Below are 18,001 nucleotides of genomic sequence, written 5' to 3'. Positions count from 1 at the left end.
CGGCTGGCGGCGAGCTGGTCGAACATCGTGAGAATGAGGCCTGTCATGCGGATCCCGGCGTGATCGCGGCCACGGCGGCCGCCCCGCCACGCGCTAGCGGGGGGCCGTGGAAAACGGCTGGGCTGCGGCCAATCGCGCGCACGTTCGCGCGGTTTTTTGTGCCGGTCATCCCGCGTTTTGCGCGTCTCGTCGCATCCCGCTGGAGATGGGGCGGGGCCTGGCCTACAGTGCACACATCGACAACCCGCACGCAACAAGGAGCAAGGCCATGAACATCCTCAAACACATGGAAGCCGTCTTCATCGTCACCGCCGCCATGGCCGTTCCGGCCAGCTACCTGGGCGCCGCCATCCCTGAAGCACAGGCCCGCGCCTACGGCGCCGATCCGGCGGCTGTCGCCACCTCCGGCAAGGTCGCCGTGGTGACCGTCACCGCCAAGCGCCTGACAGCCGCCGAGAAGGCCCAGCCCCTGCTCGCCAGCCGCTGAAACGGCAGGGTGTTGCGCGCCCGCCCTGCTGAACTGTTTCAGTTGTAAATATCGGCACGTGAAAGCGCGCCCGTAAATAAAGGCGATCTGCGGTTTTTACAGAAATTCGTAGAATATTTTACTAAATCACTTCGCCTTGACGGTCTTCCATCCACCGCGGAGGTCGTCATATTTCGCAGTCATCTGCGCGCTCTTGTGACCGAGGATCGCCTGGGCGAAATCGGCGCCGAACTCCTCCTTGTACAGGCGCTCGGCCAGGCTTCGGATCTCGTGGAATGAAGGCGGCGTCCTGCCCTCGGTCGCCGCGATCCCGGCCCGATCGCGCGCTTTCGCGAACGCGTCCGAAAGGCTAGTCGGCCGCACCTTCTCGCCCGGCTTGGCGGTCGACACGCGCTCGGTGTGGTGCACCAGGTAGCGGCTCACGATCAGGTCACGGCAGCCGGCGACAGCCTCCGCGACCGAGAGCCCAACCTTCGACAGCTTGATCGCGCCGTCGATCTGCAGTTTCGTCTCGCCGCCCGACTTGCCCTGCGCTACGTGCAGATAGCCATCCTTAAAGTCAGCGAACTTCATGTTGGCCACGTCATCGCGGCGCTGGCCAGTGACCAGGGCGAGCATCATGGCGTTCTTGGCCCACGTCGAGGCCTCGGCGTGGATCAGCCAGAACTGCTCCAGGCTCAGGCGCTCGCGCTTCACCTTGTACTCAGGGTTGAAGGTGGCCGCCACCGGGCTCCTCCCCACATCGATGACCCCTTGCGTTTCGGCCCAGCGGAAAACGTCGGTGAGTTTCGATCGCATGTTCCGCGCCATGCCGGCGCCGCTGGCCTTGGCGAAGGCATCGAGGAAGTTTGCAATATGCGCCGTTTCGATGTGTCGCATTCGCATTTTCGCGATGTCGGCCGCAGCAACCCTTTTGAGCAGGCTCTTGGCGCCCTGGAGCGTGTTTTTGGCCGGCTCGACCTTGGCTTCCCACAGCTCCTGGTAGATCGGCAGCCATTCGGCCAAGGTGTAGTCCGCCTTGCCGAGCACCCAATCCACCAGCGACGATGGCTCCCGGGCGGCCAGGGCGGCGTTCGCCTGCCTGGCGGCGCGGATCGCTTCCGCTCGATCTTTCCCCAACCCCTTCTGCGTCTTGCGTTCGGGATCCCGGTAGTAGTAGTACCCGGCCGGGTTCACGTACAGGTTGGCCGGGAGGGCCCTATTCTTGGCTAACCTCTGTCGCCCCATATCACTCCACATACCGCGCGTCGCGCTTCACTTGCCATGCCTTGCCCACCTTTTCCGGCTGCGGGTAGATGTGCCCATCGCGGACCCAGCGCAACAGGGTGTTCTGGTGCGGGATCTTCGAGAACATCAGGCTCGCCCACTCCTGCAGGGTTACATACCTGGATTGAATAGTTTGTTTCTGCATATTAACCCTCCTTTCCTTCTTCCTTCACGCCCTCCGGCACTACCGCCCGCGCTTCCTGTTCGCCCGCCGCCTTCTCGGGTGCTGCCCGGAAACTGATGATGTATTCGATCAAGCCGTCGATGGTCGGATCTTTGCCCTTGAGGTCGTCAATCCAGCGCGGCAAGTTGTCGGGCGGGACCGGCTGCTGTTCTCGCGCATCCTCCGCAGGTGCCCGGCTTGCATTTGGCGCGGCGGCTCGCATGGCAAGGTAGATTTGCTTCGCCTCCAGCTCAGGGCAGGACATGATTTGCAAGTATCGTGCTCCTGCCGCGATCATTTCCTTGGTCGGCTCGGTCGGCGCATCAGCCGGTGCTGCTGCCTGGATGGCAGCGCGGCAACGGTTCATGATGTGGATCGCGAAAGCATCGAGTCCCAGAGCGTCGAATTCGTAATGCACGCCGATCTTGCATGCGATCGAGTGCTCCAACGCAAGCGATCTGACTTCGCGCTCGCTCAAGCGCCACGCCACCGGCTCGCCCTGCCTTGCAATACGATCTGCTGCGAGGATTTCGCGCACTTTGTCGGTGCTGTAGTAGTCGCGCGGGCCGTCAACGATTGAAGGCGCGGGCCATGCACTCGGCGGCAGTTCCTTGCTTGCGCTAGATGAGGCGCGGCGGGCCGCTTGCCAACCGCTCCAGTAATCTTCGATCACCTCTTGCACGTAACGGCCATCGGGCCAGCGGTCGAAAGCGCCGTTCGGCACGTCGAGAGTTCCTGCCCACGCCTCGAACTCGCGGCGCTCGGCTTCGATGTTCAGTTCAGCGGCCATTGGTCGACGCTCCTTTCTTGATCTTGTCGAAAACGGCATCGGTCATACGATGCGCGGCGTCTGAATCGTACTCGTCAAGGAACCAGTTGTAGACGCATTTCCAAAGGGTCACGCTTACAGGGCCGTTCTCGTCAACGAATGGGATTTCAATTTCGGCGTTTGGGTCGATCACTTCGCTCCCTCCTGGGTGGATGCCGCCGCCAGCGCCTTGACGATATTGGGGTGCAGATCGAGCGTGTCGGAATCAGGGTCAACAATCTTGTTCTTGTCGTACATGATGACGTAGCACATGCCGCCAATCACGCGGCCCGGATAGCCTGGCGCTTTGTCCAAGGTGGATTTGACCGCATCGTAGAAGGCGCGCAGATGCTCGAAGTTGTCTTCGTCAAACCAGTCCGGCACGTCCGCGTCTTCGTCAAGGCATGGGTAGTCGCCACGGTCGATTTGGAGAAGAAGCGACATCAGGTTGCCAGCGGCGTCGATGTCCTTTTCGGATGCTTTTGCCATTTTCATTGCTTCTTCTCCTTGGTGGCCGCCATAGCGGCGCGGTCGATGAAGTCGTCGATGGTGGATTTAGGCAATACCTGGCCTTTCACGTACGCGCCGTCCATCGCTTCGAGCATCGCTTCCGGCATACGCTCGTGGCCGTGTTCGCACAGCCAGCGATACCGCGCCGCATCCTGTTCAGTCGTCGCGGTTACAGCACTTGCCGACAATTCCAGCGCGAAAGCCTTGAGGCGGGCGAATTGTTCGGTGCTTCGGTAGTTCGGGATCAGGTGGGAGATCCTGTGCCAGTCGGTCGCAACGTGCTTCAATGCTGCGCGCTCGATTGCGTCATCGGTCAGCGGGGCTTGCTGTGGTGCTGGAGCGGCGGTAGGTATGACGACATCGCGCAGCAGTTCGCAGGCTCTGTCGTGCGTCAGTACGGCATCGCTGAATGCGCTCCATTCGTGATGGAATAAGTTCCACACTTCGCGGTAGCCAGCGGGGTTCCAGCGCGCGATGGCGTAATGGCCCGCTACCCCATCCGCGCGGTCGGACAGGTACGGCACCCACGGCTCTCCTGTCGCAGTAGATGCGCAGCCCTGTACCATGCCTACGACTTGCTCAAGAGGCATTGCCAGTAGTGCGGCGCGGGCCTGCTCGGCGGTCATGTTCTCATCGGTCGGCGCAGCAGATGCACCGATGACTGGAGCGGCGCGCAGCATGGCGGCATAGCGGGTTTGCGCTTCCAGATCCATGCGCGCGCTGATCGAGTCCAGCATGACCATCGGCATAGGCGCGTTGCGCGCGGCTTCCAGCATGGCCGGGGTGGCGGTCAGCGGCACCAGCTTATAGCCTTCGGGAATCGCTTGTGCGGTCGGTGCTGGAGCGGCGGCGCGGGCCTCTGCAAATTCGCGGTCCTTGGCCTGGGCGGTGCGCTTCCATGCCATCATGCCGTTGTAGAAGCGGTCGCACTCGTCGGCGGCTTGCGTCAACAGGTTCGTGTGCACGCCCACGGCTTTGTCACCATGACACGCAACGATGCGGCGCAGGCGTTCGGCCATCTCGGTTTCGACCTTCGCGGCGGTAACGGTCGGCGCAGCGGCGCGGGCCTGAGCGATCAGGGCGCGCCGGTTCCAGGCGGCGCTCGATTTCACGTCGCCATAGTCGATCTCGCCTTCGTCCAGCGCCGCGCCGGGACCGCATGCGCCGCAGTCCATGCAAACAGATTGCTTGACGGTTTCGCCAGCGGCGTCCATAGCCAAGACTTCGCCCGCGCTGATGTTGGCGCTGCCGCAAAACGGGCATGGCAGAAGGTTGTCCAGGTCTACGGCATCGCTGCCGGTGGCGGTAGTGGTGGGATGGGTCATTGCTCGCCTCATGGTCGGTTGTCCGCATCGCAATGCGGGCAGTTGTTCAGGTATCGCTCAGTGCCGCCGATGAATCGACCGCACCCGCTGCAATTGATCGTGTCGGGCCGCTTGCGCGGCGGCTTGCGTAGCGTGATTCCGGTCCCGGCAAGTGCTTCGTCGCGTTTCACGTACTGCATGTCCACAGCAGGGCGCGTCTTGGCGTCGATGTACGCCTTCGGCCAGGGAATGTCCGTCTCGCGGCGCTCGTGCTGGGCCACCGCGTCGGCCTTCGTGTACACCTCGGCTTTGCGCAAGTCGGTCGTATAGCCATTGCCATCGACCGCCCAAAACAGCATGTCGTTGCCGACATAGCTGCGGCTGTCCTGCAAGTAGTAGAGGTCGTCAGCCATTGCCGCCGCCTTTCTGGTCATGTGCCGCATGAGCAGCGGCGACGATCTTCATTGCGGCGTCGGCCATTTCTTCAAGCTGCACCGACTTCGGGATGCCTTCTTTGAAATCGTCGCCGTCGCCCGCGACTTCCTGCATTGCCTGGAATTCCGGCCCTTCCTCGTTGTCGGCGATGCGCATCATGAACCGCCAGCGCGCCGCGCACTTCTCATCAGCGGGCTTCGCTGCATGAGCTGCGGCAAGCTGGGGAGAGGCCGGGACCATGCGCGTTTCGTATCCTGCTGCGTTGGCGGCGCTGTACTGCTCTGGCGTCACGTTCTGCCATGGGTCGCCCTCGGGCGAACGCGCTTGCAGAATCCACGCCTCTGGCTCTGCCGTTACTGGTGCGCCGGATTGGCCGATGTCCGATGCCTTATAGACCAGCGTGGCAGGCTCAAGCTCGGCGGCGAGATAGGCCGTTACTGGTGCGGCAGGAGTGGACAGGCGAGAGTTGGCTTCGCGCTTCAGGTCGGCCAGCAAGTCCCAAGCCTCTTGCGTTCCCGCGCTGCACAGGAACTTTTCCAGGCGCATCAGGTAGGGCGCGCGCTCGGCCATGCTCATCATGCGCTTCGCCTCGTCCAGTTCGCCGCGCGCCTGCCAGTACATGGCCTCGGCGCGGTCGTAGGCATCGTGCTTGCGGTCGCCGATGTGCAGCAGCTTACGCAGTTCGTCCTCCTTCCAGTGCGAGCTGTAGTCGCCCGCGTCCGCGTTCGCGCTGCTGCCGACGCAATCAGAAAACGGGTCTTCCGGGTCTTGCCCAAGGATGATTTGCAGCGCTTCCTCACGGCCCTGCGCGCGATAGTCGAGCGGCGTGAGTCCTGCCCCTGCATCTGCTGGGGTGGCGAGAGGGGCGGCAGGCGCGGCGGCGAGCATGGCCGCGTAATCCTTCTCGGCGTCCATGTAGAACTGCGCGTGACCGATAGCGATGTCGATGTCGCCGCTGAACTGCATGGCCGCGATCATTTCAGGCGTAGGCTCGACCGGGACCAGCTTCCAGCCTTCGGGTATCGCCTGCTCGGTGGCTGCTACTGGTGCGGCAGGCTGGCCCGCGAGCTGGGCGTCGATGTGGGCGATGAAGCGGTCGCGCGCAGGCTTGTAGAGCATCGGGTCGTTTGCTTTTTCGCCCGCCTCGGCGGCGTCCAGCAACTCGGCCAGTAGTTGACGAAATTTCGGCGTATCAATCGTCGGCACCTGCTTGCTCGCCTGCTCGGCTGATGGCTTGGTCATCGCCTCGTACAGCACGCGGCACGTTCCCGAAAGCAGCGTGACCGGCCGGCCCTGCTCGTAGGCCGTGGCGAAGATTTCCGCCAGCTCGGGCAGGCCCATCTCGTCAATCGGGCGGCTCGCCTGCTCGGCTGGAGCAGCTACAGCAGCAGCGCCCACGCTCTCGCCAACTCGCTCGCCCAGGTGCGCCACGTAGAAGCACGCAGCCTTCGCCGTCTCAATCGGCAGCGCAAGCATCGTCAGCCCAGCTCCCTCCGCGCGCTCTACCTCGCGCTGGATCTCGTTGACGCCGGCGCGCATAGCCAGCAGGTCGGGCCTGTCGTCCCACTGCAGGGGCTGGGAGGGGTGGCGATCGTCCTTGCGGCGGTTCAGGTCTTGGTTCATGCTGTCTCTTCCGTTTGTTGGTTGTTCGTGTCTTCCAGGAGGTCCATCTGCCGGCCGTTGCTCGGGTCGCGCAGGTAGATGAAGCCGGGGCGGTTCAGGTCGGGGCGGCTCTCGCAATCCGGCATCCCCGCGCCGGCCGCCGCCTTCTCGGCCGCGCGGCAGGCACTGCTGCCCGACTTCTGGAACGCGCACCCGGCGCACTCCTCGGTTTCGTCCCGCTCGCTGCTCTCATCCCACCGCGCGCCCTCGCGCAGCGTGGCGGGAACCGCGTAGAACCAGATGCCGTTGGCGAATGCGCGGATCATGTCGCCCTCGCCTAGAAGAAGCCGGTGAGCTGGTCCATCACCTCGTCCAGCTTCTCGCGGCTGTAGGTGGTCAGCACATGCTTCAGGACTACGTTGACCACGGCGTTGTAGAGGTCGTCGAACTCGGCTTGGTCCATGCTGGCGAAGCTGATGCTCTTGGCCGTCACGCGCACTTCGCCGCGCAGGTTCGTCGCCATCTCGTAGAAGCCGGCCAAGCACACGATGTCGTTCCGGAACTGGTCGAAGTTCTTGCCGACGGCCTGGCCCTTGTAGGTGTTTTCGGCCGGCTCCCAGGCGTCGAAGGCCAGGTTCAGCAGCGCGAAGAACTTGCGGTGGAAGCGCGGGTTGCGCTGCTGCTTCACCGTGGCGCGTACCGCGGCGCCGGTCTTCAGCTTGGCGATGTACTCGGCCGCCTGGGGGTCGATCGGGGCCAGCACGCCGCCGGCAACCTTCGTCAGGACGATCTCCTTCATGGCATAACCTCGCGGCGCACGGCGGCCAGGTCGACGCGCTTCAGGCGCTCAATGGCGGCCTGGGCGGTCAGGTCGAAGGCCTCGACCAGGGCGTCGATGATCTGCACGTCGGTCGGGCCCGGCTGGGCGTCGGCCAGGTCTACCAGGCGGGCGTGGTCGGCGCGGGCGTTCATGCGGCCTCCAGCATCGGCGCCGCGGCGCGCAGGATTGCCACGTTGGCCTCGACCAGCTTGTCGAATTCCACCAGGCGCTCGACCATCGTGTCGATGAAGGCGTCGTCGCGGAACACGCGCTTGATGTACAGGTCCTTCTCGACAGCGGCCAGGTCCGGCACGTACATGATGAAGTCGCAATACTTGCGGCCGGTGATCCACAGGCCGCCTTGCATCTGGTGGTCGTACTCGGACGTGTCGCCGGTCTGCCACATGGCCAAGATCTTGGCGCTGTCGATGGGCGCCTTGATCTCGATGAGCCCGTCGTCGTCGACCAGGCCGTCGGTGCTGTAGCCGAAGATGCCGTCTTCGGTCACGCAGATGCCAGCCTCCGTGACGAAGGCGCCGGTGCGCCCCTCGTAGTAGCGACGCGCCGCGGCTTCCATCTCGTGGCCGCGCTCGAGTACCCAGGCTTTCGGCGGCTCTCCGTGCATCTGACCGCTGATGCGCTCGATCGCCAGGTCGGCGGCGTAGCGCTCGGCTACCGCCGTCGGGTCACCGACATTGCGCGCGCCAGACTTCTTCTGGCAGCGGCTGATGGCGTCGGCGAAGCAGCTGGCGGTGATCTTGCCGCAGCGGGCGGCGAACCATTCGGGAGTGCCCTGTGGGCATTCGATGAATTTCATGCTGGTGCTCCTTGAGTGCACTGGAAGTCGGCTTCCTCGGCGGTCATGGCCGGCTGCTCGGTGACGGGCGTGGCCTCCACGTCGATGGTGCTGGCCTCTTGGGCCTCGGCGCGCAGCTTCGCGCGGTGCGTGGCGATGGCGTCCTTCAGCTTCTTGTGGTCCGCCGGCTGGTTCGCCAGCTGCGCGTTGTGCGCCTTCCAGTAGGCCAGCGCCTCGACGTCGGTGCGCGTGCGCAGCGCCTCGGCGATCAGCGGCGCGACATCGATCCAGTCGTCCGGGCGGTCGGACAGGCCCTCGGCGTTGGTGCGGTTCAGGTGGTCCATCGCATCGTCCAGGCGCTCGGTCTTCGGCCACAGCTTGTAGGCGCGCTTGATGACCGTCTTCTTGATCATCTCGCCTTCGTCGCTCGCCCAGGGCGTGCTCTTGATCTTCTTCGCGTAGAACGCCTTCCAGCCTTCGGACCGGTCGCGGATCGCGTAGATCTCGTCGATGGACATGGTCGTGGTCAGGTAGTCGCCGCTGTGGGTCTTGACCACCACGTAGGCGCCGATGATCGGGCCACGGTCCTTGCCGAATGGGTTGAAGTTGTGAGTCGGCGGCTTGTCGAAGCCGTTCAGGCTGAAACCGTCGTTCTCGCGGACGATCTCGGCCTGCCCCCAAAGGATCGAGCCAGACGCCACGGCCAGGTCCAGCAGGCCGATGTAGCTGATGTCCAGGCAGATCTGGCCGTCACGTGGCACCAGGTAGGCCTGCTTGCGCGCCGGGTTCAGGCTGATGCCGATGGCGGCCACGTTGGTGACGGCGTTGATCACCGACTGCTTGTTCTTCATCGCCACGCCCAGCGTGTAGTCGTTCTTTTGCAGTTGCTGGATGGCGAAGCCGGATTCACGCTCGAAGCTGAGGCTGCGGTCGACCAGGACACGCGAGAAGTCGTCGCGCGCTTCCTGAATGGCGCCGGTGACGATGGCGAGGGCGTTGCTCATGGATTAGAAGCCTTTCAAGTAGGTGCGCACTGCGCGCGTCAATGCCTTGCGCGGGCCGAAGCCGGCGCGCAGCGACAGGCGGTATTGGGTACGGATGTGCTGGATCATGCGAAACCCCGCTCGATCTGCTGGCGGCGCGACATCAGCGCGACCTGGCGGCGGTGCTCGGCGGCCAGCAGCTGGGCCGCCTCCTCGCGTGCGCAGGTCAGGTGAGCGACGTTCTGCTGGGACACGGCCATTTGGTGGGCGACGGCAGCCAGGCGGAGGGGCTTCGTCAGCTTGCGCACGAGGCTGCGCGCGATGCGGTTGATGTCGGTGAGGCGCATTTCTTCTCCTGTCGTTGGCACCGGCGCGGCCGGCTTGGTTGTCCTCCCCGGCCTTTCACCGGGCGGCGAGCTCTATCCGCGCTCGTTGCGGGCCTGTGCGCCCCAGGCTGGCGTCCTACACTTGTGGCGGCCGGTAGGCCCCTACTTCAGTCAGCGTTGCAGGCGCCGGGCCTGCCGACCACCACACAGCGCGACCCGTTCCCTTGAAATACCGGTTGATAGGAATTTCACAGGCCGCGCTGTCTGGTGGCCGCTTACGCGGGCTTCGCTGATGCCTTGCCTTGCTGGTAGATCAGCCATACGCTGTGCGCCTGGACCTCTGGCGTCGCGCGACGCGCCCATGCCTCGACCCGCGCGCGCTCCTCGGCCACGTCGCAGTGGGCGCAATCGAGGAAGCCGTAGATGGTCTTGGACAGGCTGCCGGTGTCGGCGCAGTGGGCGCAGGTCATGCTGCCTCCCGGTCCCATGCGGCGATCTCAGCGCGCTGCTCGGCGCACGACTGGCGGCGCAGCTGCGCGGCGCTCGGCTGGGTAAGGTCCAGCGTCAGCGACAGGCTTTCGAGAAAGTCAGCCGACACCAGCTCGAACAGGCTGACCTTGCTGCCGGCCAGGGTGATGTCGTTCACCTCGTAGCCGTCTTCGTCCAGCTCGCCGTACAGGTCGAGCTTCAGGCCGTGGTGCATGTACGAGGTCAGAAGACGGCCAGTCGGCTTCGGCTGTTCGTGGTTGGCGTTGGTGGGCATCGTGTTCTCCAGTCGGTGCGCTGCGGAGCGCGTTTCGTTGGAGCTACTTTATCAAGTGATAAAGGCGCGGTCAAGCACTTGATAAAGAAATCGAGCAAATTTCGCTACAGAGGGATAGTAGCGACGAAAAAAAAGCCCGCTCGGGGCGGGCTGTCATAGGAGAAGCAGGGAGTTACTTATTTGGTGCTGTGGCCGGGGCGGCGAGCGGAGCGGCTGTGGTCGGTGCGGTGGCAGGAACGGTGATAACGATCGGCGCAGGCTGGGCGGCGGCCTGTGCAGGCGGCTTATCCGACGTCTTGTTCAGGGTGAATACTGTGCCGATAATGGCCAGGCCAAAACCGACTACCCACTTGATCACGTCGGTAGTCCCCTTGTGCGTCTCGGCTCTAGTGCTGGCCATCTCCGAGCGCATGTCACCGGATTGCTTTGCCATCTCCGTGCGAAGTTCAGCAAACTCGGCGCGAAGGTCAGCAAAACCCGATTTAATGCTGGCGTCGAAACTTGCCAGGCGCGCATCGACCTCTGCCTTGCCTGCGGCGATCTTCGCCTCGTTCTCCTTGAGGCGGGCGTCTAGTTCCGGGCGGGTAATATCGGTCATGCCTTTATGATTGGGGCGCGGGTCCGGATTGTCAACAGCAGCAAAAGGCTTTTCTTGGTTTGGCTCACTGTAGGTCGCGCCGATGTTTGCCAGGCCCGACAGGAAATCACGCGCTCCCCGATCTCGCGTGTACTCAGACTTACTCATCTTCCTTGTACTCCGGCTTGCCCTGCTCAACCCAAGTAGAAATCGCGGTCAAGTCATGGACTCTAAGGTAGGCACACTTCTTACACTGAGCGTATATAACAGGTATTCCACGTGAAATCGATATGCCCGTACGAAGATTAACTGCGGCGAAGCCCCAGCCCATTTTTGGCTCGGCACCGAATGTGGTTGTCACTGCCCAACTCTTGCTGCTACATGTTGGACAAGGATTAGTCGCACGTTTCTTGAAAAACTCAACTGCATCAGAAAACGTAACCATCGGCTTCCCACCGAGAAGTTGATCTTCTTCACTCATGTTTTATCTCTGCCTATCTTATGCTCCGCATACGAATGGAATATCAAGTGCATTTGAACTGAATTTCAGTCTTCGGATAATTCCCGAGGATGAACGGTGGTTCCGCGTCCTTCTGCGAGGTTACCTGGAGGGCTTTGCCTTTGCTGCCGCAGAACTGGCTAGCCTCACCGATGGCCTCGGCCTTCAGGTTCGCCATGCCGGCCAGCGCGTTCCCCGACTGGCGCGACACGAAATAAGTGTCCTGGCCCATGGCCACCACGCCGCTATTGCTTGCGCAACCGGCCAGGATCGCTACGCATACCAAAATGCTTTTCTTCATCTCAGACCTTCCATCCCTTTTCATAATCTTCGAGTTCGCGAATATGATTCGCTTGCGGCGAACGATCTTCGAGAAATTCAACTCGGCTATTCAGTTTTTTTAATCGACTCTCAAGACGCAGGACATAAATTCCCATAGCAATAAAAGCAACCCACAGAACGACGCTAAACATTTAGGGCCTTCTCCTCGTTATTGTCTGGTGCGCCGCTGAGCTCTAGCCAAGACCATTCAACCTCCTCGACGGCTAGCAGCTCGAGCAAATACGGTCTCACATCGAACTGTGCCTTGCCGCGCAGGCCCTTCCACGAGCCGTCATCGCGCGCCACCAGCATGGCGGGGAACCCGAGCTGGCCTTCCAGCATCTCAAGGAGCTCGCTGGCCCCGGCGCCCAGCTGCTGCAGCGCGACCAACACGACGGCCACGCGCATACCGCGCAGCCGCAATACTGCGTAATGCATTAAAGGCGTTCACTTTCCTTGCGCACGACGCGCCCAATGATCATGCAGGCGTCGCCGCGGCAGATCTTCCTTCCGAATTTGCGCTGGTCAGGGTTGTCCGACTTTAGCCACCAGTCGCCGGCGTCGCGCTCCATGCGCTTCACGATCGGCTCGCCTTCGTAGTTGAACGCATAGACCTGGCCGTCGACCGGCCGCTTGTCGCCGGTATTGATCACGACCAGGTCGTCTTCGTAGAGCGTCGGCTCCATGCTCTCGCCGCGCACGCGGATCGCGATGAGGTTGTCGCGGTTGAAGCCGTTGCGCTCAATCCAGGTAGCGGGAACGGTCGTTGTCGCGCCATCGAACCGCTCAGGCTCGACTTCGAAGCCGCTGATACCGGCGGAGAGCCGGAGCTTCACTTTCGGAATGCGCACCAGGCTGGGGTCGTCATCATCGACCACGCGCACGCGCATGAAGCCCGGCGGCAGGGCCGGGAGATCGTCGCCAGGAGCCGGCGCCGCGCCCTGATCGAAGTAGAGCGGCGGCAGGCCAGCAGCTTCCTCCAGCTTGCGGGCGGTTTTTTCGGTGAAGGCCGTGCCTTCACGGTAGGTAGTCGACAGCAGCTGCGCCAGGCGCGACTCGCTGAGGCCCGTGCGATCGCAAAAGCGTACCCGCTGCCCGCCATAGTCGGCGTCGATGAGGGCCAGCAGGCGGTCGCGACGATGTTGATACATGTTCATCTTGATATTGTCGCGCACTTTTAGCATTTGATAAATTAGCAATCGCTTGACTTTGTCTGTATCAATTGATAAAGTCGGGCACATGAAGCTCATCGACTACCTCAACGCGATCCCGGTGGAAGCCCGGGACTCTTTCGCAGCCCGGTGCGGCACTTCATTCGACTATTTGCGCCAGGTCGGCTACGGCAACCGCGCATGCACGGAGAAGCTCGCGATCAACCTGGAGCGTGAGAGCAATCGCATTCTGATCTGCGAAGAGCTGTGCCCCGAGGCCGACTGGGCCTTCATTCGATCCACCACTTCGCCCACGCGGCGACGGAGCGCGCCGGCTTGAACCGAGAGTCGGCTTTTTTTCGCCCAACAAGTTGCAACGAGGAAAACCCGATTTCCCCACCCGAAGTTCCCTTGAACCACCGCAGCACTAGGAGAAAACCATGAAGCACCTGAACGACAAGCTGAACCCGAAACGCGAGAACACGCTGAAGGTTCCCCTCAACGACGCGGAGGACCTGAAGCTGCGCCAGTTCTGCGCCGGCCTCGGTCTGCAGGTGGCGCCCTTCATGCGCCAAGCCGCTTTTGCCCACATGAGAGCAGCGAATGATACGGCGATGAGGCCGCAGACCAAATGGCCACGCCATGGCCATGTTCAGCGCTTCCCCGGCCGCGCAGCCGTTGCAGGCGGCTTCCGTCACCTGCGTCTTTAAGGGCGATTTCAAACCACGCGCCCTCGCTTGGGCTGCACCAGATTGACAGGAAGGACCTATGCAAGGCCAAGAGACCAAACCCCAGCCGCTGACGGACGACGCCAAGATCGCCCGCAAGGCACGGACCTGGCGGCAGTTCGACAAGCAGTTTGCCGCCAACAAGACCGACAGCACCAGGAAGGCCGAGTACTACGCTCGCCAGCAGCTGCGCGAGGCGATCGACACCGAGGGGAAGCGCTGATGGACCTCTCGATCATATCCCGCGACACCATCCGCTCGCGCGGCGCCAAGGCATTCGACAACGGCCGCGGCATCGACGCGCACGGCATGAACCCTGATGCAACCGCCATCGAAGACTGGCAGGCCGGATGGCGCGCACGCCGCGACCAGCGCCTGCAGGAACGCTTCGACAGGGCCACGCGCCCGCAAGCCCAGGTGTGCCTGGCGGAGGTGTCGCCTCCATGACTACCCTCGCCTTCTACCAACTGCGGGAGCGCTGACCATGGCCCGCATCCGTACCATCAAACCCGAGTTCTTCACTAGCGAAGACATCTTCGGCCTCACGCCACTGGCACGCCTCTTTTACGTGTCGCTGTGGTGTGAGAGCGACCGCGAAGGCCGTCTCGAATGGAAGCTGGGCACGCTCAAGGCCCGCTACCTCCCCGCCGACAACTGCGATATCACCGCCTTGGCCGACGAACTGATCGCCAAGGAGCTGATCGTCCTGTATGAGGTCGACGGCAAGAAATACGCCCACATTCCTACCTTCACCGAGCACCAGGTCATCAACAACCGCGAGGCTCCGAGCAAGATCCCGGCACGCGTGCCCCACGCGTCAACCACGCGTGAAAGCGTCGTGGAAGCGGAAGGGAAGGGAAAGGAAGGGAAGGGAAAGGAAGGGAACACCACCACCGACGCGTGCGCGCCGGCGGCGGGCGGCGGCGGCGACCATGCCGACCTCGAGAATCCGAAGGCGGCGCCGCTCCCTGCCAGCCAAGACCTGCCCGAGCTCAGCCCGGAGGCTGCCTTGGCCGTGGCCCTGCGCCCGCTCAACGTGTCGGCCACCTCGGCCCACCCCACCGTGATCGACTGGGCTGTTCGCGGCGTGCCGATGCAAACCCTGACCGAGGCCATCACCATCGCCCGGGAGCACAAGGGCAGCGAGACCATCCCGCCGGACTACCTGAAGCCGATCGTCGAGCGCCTGCTGAACCCGGTCGAGCGCCGGGCGGCACCGCGCGGCCCAGGTGGCCAGTCGCAGAAGTTCCACTTCGAGGGTGTTGACCGTTCCGGCGACGTGGCCGCGATGGAGGCCTCGATGCGCCGCAACGGCATCGACCCTGCCAACCTCGACGACGAAAACGACAAACCCCTGTGACGGAGCAGACCATGGACCACCTGCAAAACCTCATCCCTGGCCTCGCTGGCCGCATGAGCATGCTGTCCGGCACCTGCGAGCAGCACGGCGCAGCCGATGTCCTGGCGCGCACCGGCGCCGCCTGGTTCTGCCCGCGCTGCCTGGAGGACCAGCTGGCGACCGAAGCGCGCGATAGCTGGATGGCCGAACGCGCCGCGACGCTCATGGCCACGGCCAGCATCCCGGCCAAGTACGTCGGCCAGCACTTCGTCGCCGAGACGCCCGAGCAGAAGGCCGTGCGGCGCCAGGCACGCATGTTCCGCGACTTCATCCTGGCCGAGCCGACTTGGGCGGCGCTGATTATGATCGGCACCACCGGCACCGGCAAGACCCTCCTCGCGTGCGAGATGGCGCAATCGCTGATCAAGAACGCCGCGCGGTCGGTCCGCTACATCACCGCCAACGGCATGATCAGCGAGATCCAGGCCAGCTACGGCCGCGAAGGCAAAAGCGAGGAAGGCGAGATCCTGCGCTTCCTGCAATACGACGTGCTGATCCTCGACGAGATCGACGCCATCCGCGCCACCGGGAACGCCTCGCTGCTGCTGACCGAGATCATCAACCGCCGCTACAACGAGCAGAAGCCGGTGATCGCCATCAGCAACCAGCCGCTGGCCGACCTGGCGAAGTTCGTCGGCGACCGCGTGCACAGCCGCCTCCACGAGAACGCGTTCATCTGCGCCCACACCTGGGGCGACGCGCGCAAGGGTGGCATGCCGCAGCCGGCGAACGTCCTGCCGATCACGGGGAGGCGCCCATGATCCGTACAGCCATCGCCCGCACCGGCGTGCTCAAGCCCGCGCGCACCCGCAAGTGCGCGGTCAAGGGCTGCGCCACCCGCTTCCAGCCGCGGAGCATCACCCACAAGGTATGCGGCCCGGCCTGCGCCGAGGTGCACGCCGCAGCCGAGCGCAAGCGCCTGGACGCCAAGCAGACCCGCGAGCGGAAGCAGGCGCTCAAGACACGCGCCGACTACCTGAAGGAGGCCCAAGTCGCGTTCAACGCCTTCATCCGGGCGCGCGACGCCGCCCTGCCCTGCATCTGCTGCGGCCGAACCTCGGAAAAGCAGTACCTGACCGGCTCGAACTGGGATTGCGGCCATTACCGCAGCACGGGCAGCGCGCCGCACCTGCGCTTCAACGAGGACAACGCCCACCGCCAGCTCACCGTCTGCAACCGACACGGCGCCGGCCGCGCGGTCGACTACCGCATCGGCCTCATCCAGCGCATCGGCCTGGCGCGAGTGGAAGCGCTCGAAGCCGACCAGGCGCCCCGCAAGTGGACGCCCGAGCAGCTGATCGAGATCCGCGACACCTACCGCGCCAAGCTGCGCGAGCTGAAGGAGAAAGCATGAAAGCCATCGACTTATTCGCCGGCGCCGGCGGGTTCAGCACCGGCGCCAAGATGGCCGGCATCGACGTGGTATGGGCTGCGAACCACTGGCCGGCGGCCGTCGCGATCCACGCGCAGAACCATCCGGACGCCGCGCACGCATGCCAGGACCTGCACCAGGCGAACTGGCAAGACGTTCCAGCACACGACCTGCTGATGGCGTCACCATGCTGCCAGGGTCACAGCAAGGCGCGCGGCAAGGCTAACGGGAATCCGCAGCACGACGCCAGCCGCTCGACCGCCTGGGCCGTCGTCTCGGCCGCCGAATACCACCGGCCAGCCTTCGCCGTCGTCGAAAACGTGCCCGAGTTCACCCGCTGGGCGTTGTACCCGGCTTGGTGTGCAGCTATGGACGCTCTGGGCTACGCGCTCACGCCGATGATCGTCGACGCGGCTGACCACGGCGCACCGCAGCACCGCGAGCGCCTGTTTATCGTCGCCGCCCGCGCCAAGCATCCGATCATGCTCGACTTGCCGAAGCGACTACACGTTCCGGCCCGTACCATCATCGACTTCGACGCCGGGAAATGGCAGCCGATCGAGAAGCCGGGCCGCGCCGCGGCGACGCTGCGACGGGTCCACGCTGGGCGCCGTGCTCATGGTGATCGCTTTGTCATGCCGTACTACGGCGGCGGCTCTGGCCTCACCGGCCGCTGCTTGAGCCGCCCGCTGGGCACCATCACGACGCGAGATCGCTGGGGTGTGGTCGACGGGGACCGCACGCGCATGCTCACCGCCCAGGAGTGCCGCGCTGCGATGGGGTTCCCGGAGGACTACATCCTGCCGGCGGCGCACCGGGATGCCGTGCACATGCTGGGGAACGCCGTCTGCCCGCCGGCCGCGCGCGACGTGATCACTTCCATGCTGGCGGCCGCATGACCCGCCGCGCCGGCCCCGACGACATCTGCGCCATGTGCGACGAGTTCAGCCTGCGCGGCGCCGATCCCGCGAAACCGGGAACCGGCGTCTGCCAGGTGGCGGAGACGGGCCGGCCGCTGCGCCATATCGAATGGAACGGCCGCACCTGCGTCTCGTTCCGCCTCGACCGCCCGAACATCGAGAAGCGCCGGCAGTACGTGGCGCAGCAAAATGCCAAGGATACAAGATGATCGCGTTTGGATTTAGCGCCATGGGCGCCTTGATTGAACTGAACCGGGCGAAGTCTGCTCAAGCGATCGCTCAAGCTCAGGCCGCCCGCTTCGCCAACTTCTGTAGCCGATCGGAGGGTGACGTCATCGACGTTCAGGCGCGCGTGATCGAGGACGTGCACGCCCTACCGGCCCCGCAGCTGGTCCGCGAGCCCCAAGAGGCAACGTAATGGGTTCGACGATCTGCTTTGCCGCCGTCTTCCTCGCCCTGGAGTTGTTCCGCCGTGCGGGCCAGCGCTGGAAGCTCACCAACGGGCGCGCCGCCGCGCTGGGATGGTTGGTCGGCATGATCCTGCTGGCCCTGACCCTGGAGACCCCACCATGACCGACGACGCCAAGGAGCGCCGCGCCCTCGCTACCTGCTGGGGCATCTTCGACATCGACGGGAACTGGCGCCCGAATCCGCACCTGCAGATGAGCGTAGAGGAACAGCGGCGCCAGAACATCGAGGCCGGGTTCATGACGCCCGAGGGGAAGCGGATACCGCTACCGCAGAATCTTGACTGGTGGCAAAATTAGGCAT

35 protein-coding genes are annotated in these 18,001 nt (G+C 63.9%); 13 read left to right on the top strand and 22 right to left on the bottom strand.

Annotated elements, in window-relative coordinates:
* Positions 1-268 precede the first annotated feature (268 nt).
* Positions 269-487 carry a hypothetical protein gene (locus KBW95_RS09410; RefSeq protein WP_211524047.1) on the top strand — a complete coding sequence of 73 codons (219 nt, stop codon included), beginning with the start codon at positions 269-271 and terminating at the stop codon, positions 485-487.
* A 126-nt stretch (positions 488-613) separates the two neighbouring features.
* On the opposite strand, the gene KBW95_RS09405 is transcribed toward KBW95_RS09410, so the two are convergent.
* From KBW95_RS09405 to KBW95_RS09300, 22 genes are all read right to left on the bottom strand, one after another.
* A complete protein-coding gene (locus KBW95_RS09405) occupies positions 614-1,714 on the bottom strand; it encodes a tyrosine-type recombinase/integrase (RefSeq protein WP_211528099.1) in 1,101 nt (366 codons plus the stop codon).
* A 1-nt stretch (position 1,715) separates the two neighbouring features.
* Positions 1,716-1,898 carry an excisionase gene (locus tag KBW95_RS09400; RefSeq protein ID WP_211528098.1) on the bottom strand — a complete coding sequence of 61 codons (183 nt, stop codon included), beginning with the start codon at positions 1,896-1,898 and terminating at the stop codon, positions 1,716-1,718.
* Position 1,899: 1 nt separating this feature from the next.
* Positions 1,900-2,706, bottom strand: a complete 807-nt coding sequence (locus tag KBW95_RS09395) for a hypothetical protein (protein WP_211528097.1) — start codon at positions 2,704-2,706, stop codon at positions 1,900-1,902.
* Positions 2,696-2,878, bottom strand: a complete 183-nt coding sequence (locus tag KBW95_RS09390) for a hypothetical protein (protein WP_211528096.1) — start codon at positions 2,876-2,878, stop codon at positions 2,696-2,698. Before KBW95_RS09390 ends, KBW95_RS09395 begins: the two co-directional genes overlap by 11 nt.
* Complete coding sequence (locus tag KBW95_RS09385) at positions 2,875-3,219, bottom strand: hypothetical protein (RefSeq protein WP_211528095.1); 345 nt, start codon at positions 3,217-3,219, stop codon at positions 2,875-2,877. The genes KBW95_RS09390 and KBW95_RS09385 overlap by 4 nt, the downstream gene beginning before the upstream one ends.
* On the bottom strand, positions 3,216-4,559 hold the full coding sequence (locus tag KBW95_RS09380) for a Lar family restriction alleviation protein (protein ID WP_211528094.1): 1,344 nt from the start codon (positions 4,557-4,559) through the stop codon (positions 3,216-3,218). Before KBW95_RS09380 ends, KBW95_RS09385 begins: the two co-directional genes overlap by 4 nt.
* Positions 4,560-4,567: 8 nt before the next feature.
* On the bottom strand, positions 4,568-4,951 hold the full coding sequence (locus KBW95_RS09375; RefSeq protein WP_211528093.1) for a hypothetical protein: 384 nt from the start codon (positions 4,949-4,951) through the stop codon (positions 4,568-4,570).
* Positions 4,944-6,596 (bottom strand): hypothetical protein, encoded by a 1,653-nt coding sequence (locus tag KBW95_RS09370; RefSeq protein ID WP_211528092.1) that lies wholly within the window; start codon positions 6,594-6,596, stop codon positions 4,944-4,946. The genes KBW95_RS09375 and KBW95_RS09370 overlap by 8 nt, the downstream gene beginning before the upstream one ends.
* Positions 6,593-6,901 carry a hypothetical protein gene (locus tag KBW95_RS09365; protein WP_211528091.1) on the bottom strand — a complete coding sequence of 103 codons (309 nt, stop codon included), beginning with the start codon at positions 6,899-6,901 and terminating at the stop codon, positions 6,593-6,595. The genes KBW95_RS09370 and KBW95_RS09365 overlap by 4 nt, the downstream gene beginning before the upstream one ends.
* Positions 6,902-6,912: 11 nt before the next feature.
* Positions 6,913-7,374, bottom strand: a complete 462-nt coding sequence (locus tag KBW95_RS09360; protein ID WP_211528090.1) for a DUF1367 family protein — start codon at positions 7,372-7,374, stop codon at positions 6,913-6,915.
* Positions 7,371-7,547, bottom strand: a complete 177-nt coding sequence (locus tag KBW95_RS09355; protein ID WP_211528089.1) for a hypothetical protein — start codon at positions 7,545-7,547, stop codon at positions 7,371-7,373. The genes KBW95_RS09360 and KBW95_RS09355 overlap by 4 nt, the downstream gene beginning before the upstream one ends.
* Complete coding sequence (locus KBW95_RS09350) at positions 7,544-8,212, bottom strand: lambda exonuclease family protein (protein WP_211528088.1); 669 nt, start codon at positions 8,210-8,212, stop codon at positions 7,544-7,546. Before KBW95_RS09350 ends, KBW95_RS09355 begins: the two co-directional genes overlap by 4 nt.
* Positions 8,209-9,195, bottom strand: coding sequence for a recombinase RecT (locus KBW95_RS09345; protein ID WP_211528087.1), 987 nt, complete (start codon positions 9,193-9,195; stop codon positions 8,209-8,211). Before KBW95_RS09345 ends, KBW95_RS09350 begins: the two co-directional genes overlap by 4 nt.
* A gap of 104 nt (positions 9,196-9,299) precedes the next feature.
* Complete coding sequence (locus tag KBW95_RS09340) at positions 9,300-9,521, bottom strand: hypothetical protein (RefSeq protein WP_211528086.1); 222 nt, start codon at positions 9,519-9,521, stop codon at positions 9,300-9,302.
* A 254-nt stretch (positions 9,522-9,775) separates the two neighbouring features.
* Complete coding sequence (locus KBW95_RS09335) at positions 9,776-9,970, bottom strand: hypothetical protein (RefSeq protein ID WP_211528085.1); 195 nt, start codon at positions 9,968-9,970, stop codon at positions 9,776-9,778.
* The gene (locus KBW95_RS09330; protein WP_211528084.1) at positions 9,967-10,263 is read right to left on the bottom strand and encodes a hypothetical protein; all 297 of its coding nucleotides are present in this window, start codon (positions 10,261-10,263) and stop codon (positions 9,967-9,969) included. The genes KBW95_RS09335 and KBW95_RS09330 overlap by 4 nt, the downstream gene beginning before the upstream one ends.
* Before the next feature lie 172 nt (positions 10,264-10,435).
* Positions 10,436-11,008, bottom strand: a complete 573-nt coding sequence (locus KBW95_RS09325; protein WP_229429644.1) for a hypothetical protein — start codon at positions 11,006-11,008, stop codon at positions 10,436-10,438.
* Complete coding sequence (locus KBW95_RS09320) at positions 11,001-11,321, bottom strand: hypothetical protein (protein ID WP_211528083.1); 321 nt, start codon at positions 11,319-11,321, stop codon at positions 11,001-11,003. The genes KBW95_RS09325 and KBW95_RS09320 overlap by 8 nt, the downstream gene beginning before the upstream one ends.
* A gap of 43 nt (positions 11,322-11,364) precedes the next feature.
* Complete coding sequence (locus tag KBW95_RS09315) at positions 11,365-11,640, bottom strand: hypothetical protein (RefSeq protein WP_211528082.1); 276 nt, start codon at positions 11,638-11,640, stop codon at positions 11,365-11,367.
* Position 11,641: 1 nt separating this feature from the next.
* Positions 11,642-11,812, bottom strand: coding sequence for a hypothetical protein (locus KBW95_RS09310; RefSeq protein WP_211528081.1), 171 nt, complete (start codon positions 11,810-11,812; stop codon positions 11,642-11,644).
* Positions 11,805-12,098, bottom strand: a complete 294-nt coding sequence (locus KBW95_RS09305) for a hypothetical protein (RefSeq protein WP_211528080.1) — start codon at positions 12,096-12,098, stop codon at positions 11,805-11,807. The genes KBW95_RS09310 and KBW95_RS09305 overlap by 8 nt, the downstream gene beginning before the upstream one ends.
* A complete protein-coding gene (locus tag KBW95_RS09300; protein WP_229429643.1) occupies positions 12,098-12,910 on the bottom strand; it encodes a S24 family peptidase in 813 nt (270 codons plus the stop codon). Before KBW95_RS09300 ends, KBW95_RS09305 begins: the two co-directional genes overlap by 1 nt.
* On the opposite strand from KBW95_RS09300, the gene KBW95_RS09295 reads away from it, so the two are divergent.
* The 12 genes from KBW95_RS09295 to KBW95_RS09240 all read left to right on the top strand — a co-directional run bounded on the left by KBW95_RS09295 (position 12,900) and on the right by KBW95_RS09240 (position 17,997).
* The gene (locus KBW95_RS09295; RefSeq protein ID WP_211528079.1) at positions 12,900-13,151 is read left to right on the top strand and encodes a hypothetical protein; all 252 of its coding nucleotides are present in this window, start codon (positions 12,900-12,902) and stop codon (positions 13,149-13,151) included. The genes KBW95_RS09300 and KBW95_RS09295 overlap by 11 nt on opposite strands.
* Positions 13,152-13,251: 100 nt before the next feature.
* Positions 13,252-13,521 carry a hypothetical protein gene (locus tag KBW95_RS09290; protein WP_211528078.1) on the top strand — a complete coding sequence of 90 codons (270 nt, stop codon included), beginning with the start codon at positions 13,252-13,254 and terminating at the stop codon, positions 13,519-13,521.
* 58 nt (positions 13,522-13,579) lie between these two features.
* Positions 13,580-13,762: a hypothetical protein gene (locus tag KBW95_RS09285; protein ID WP_211528077.1), complete on the top strand. Its 183-nt coding sequence runs from the start codon at positions 13,580-13,582 to the stop codon at positions 13,760-13,762.
* Positions 13,762-13,986 (top strand): hypothetical protein, encoded by a 225-nt coding sequence (locus tag KBW95_RS09280; RefSeq protein WP_211528076.1) that lies wholly within the window; start codon positions 13,762-13,764, stop codon positions 13,984-13,986. The genes KBW95_RS09285 and KBW95_RS09280 overlap by 1 nt, the downstream gene beginning before the upstream one ends.
* 37 nt (positions 13,987-14,023) lie before the next feature.
* Positions 14,024-14,899: a hypothetical protein gene (locus KBW95_RS09275; RefSeq protein ID WP_211528075.1), complete on the top strand. Its 876-nt coding sequence runs from the start codon at positions 14,024-14,026 to the stop codon at positions 14,897-14,899.
* Positions 14,900-14,910: 11 nt separating this feature from the next.
* A complete protein-coding gene (locus KBW95_RS09270; RefSeq protein WP_211528074.1) occupies positions 14,911-15,699 on the top strand; it encodes an ATP-binding protein in 789 nt (262 codons plus the stop codon).
* Positions 15,696-16,292 (top strand): recombination protein NinG, encoded by a 597-nt coding sequence (locus tag KBW95_RS09265; protein ID WP_211528073.1) that lies wholly within the window; start codon positions 15,696-15,698, stop codon positions 16,290-16,292. Before KBW95_RS09270 ends, KBW95_RS09265 begins: the two co-directional genes overlap by 4 nt.
* Positions 16,289-17,209, top strand: coding sequence for a DNA cytosine methyltransferase (locus KBW95_RS09260; protein ID WP_211528072.1), 921 nt, complete (start codon positions 16,289-16,291; stop codon positions 17,207-17,209). Before KBW95_RS09265 ends, KBW95_RS09260 begins: the two co-directional genes overlap by 4 nt.
* Positions 17,206-17,439 (top strand): hypothetical protein, encoded by a 234-nt coding sequence (locus KBW95_RS09255; protein ID WP_211528071.1) that lies wholly within the window; start codon positions 17,206-17,208, stop codon positions 17,437-17,439. Before KBW95_RS09260 ends, KBW95_RS09255 begins: the two co-directional genes overlap by 4 nt.
* Positions 17,436-17,648 carry a hypothetical protein gene (locus KBW95_RS09250; RefSeq protein WP_211528070.1) on the top strand — a complete coding sequence of 71 codons (213 nt, stop codon included), beginning with the start codon at positions 17,436-17,438 and terminating at the stop codon, positions 17,646-17,648. The genes KBW95_RS09255 and KBW95_RS09250 overlap by 4 nt, the downstream gene beginning before the upstream one ends.
* Complete coding sequence (locus tag KBW95_RS09245) at positions 17,648-17,803, top strand: hypothetical protein (RefSeq protein ID WP_211528069.1); 156 nt, start codon at positions 17,648-17,650, stop codon at positions 17,801-17,803. The genes KBW95_RS09250 and KBW95_RS09245 overlap by 1 nt, the downstream gene beginning before the upstream one ends.
* A complete protein-coding gene (locus KBW95_RS09240) occupies positions 17,800-17,997 on the top strand; it encodes a hypothetical protein (protein WP_211528068.1) in 198 nt (65 codons plus the stop codon). The genes KBW95_RS09245 and KBW95_RS09240 overlap by 4 nt, the downstream gene beginning before the upstream one ends.
* The last annotated feature ends 4 nt before the right edge of the window (positions 17,998-18,001 follow it).

It is taken from the genome of Massilia sp. ZL223, from assembly GCF_018119395.1.
Taxonomy (GTDB): domain Bacteria; phylum Pseudomonadota; class Gammaproteobacteria; order Burkholderiales; family Burkholderiaceae_D; genus Telluria.
The sequence above is the reverse complement of the archived record's forward strand: the minus strand, read 5'-3'. Positions and strand labels throughout refer to the sequence as shown.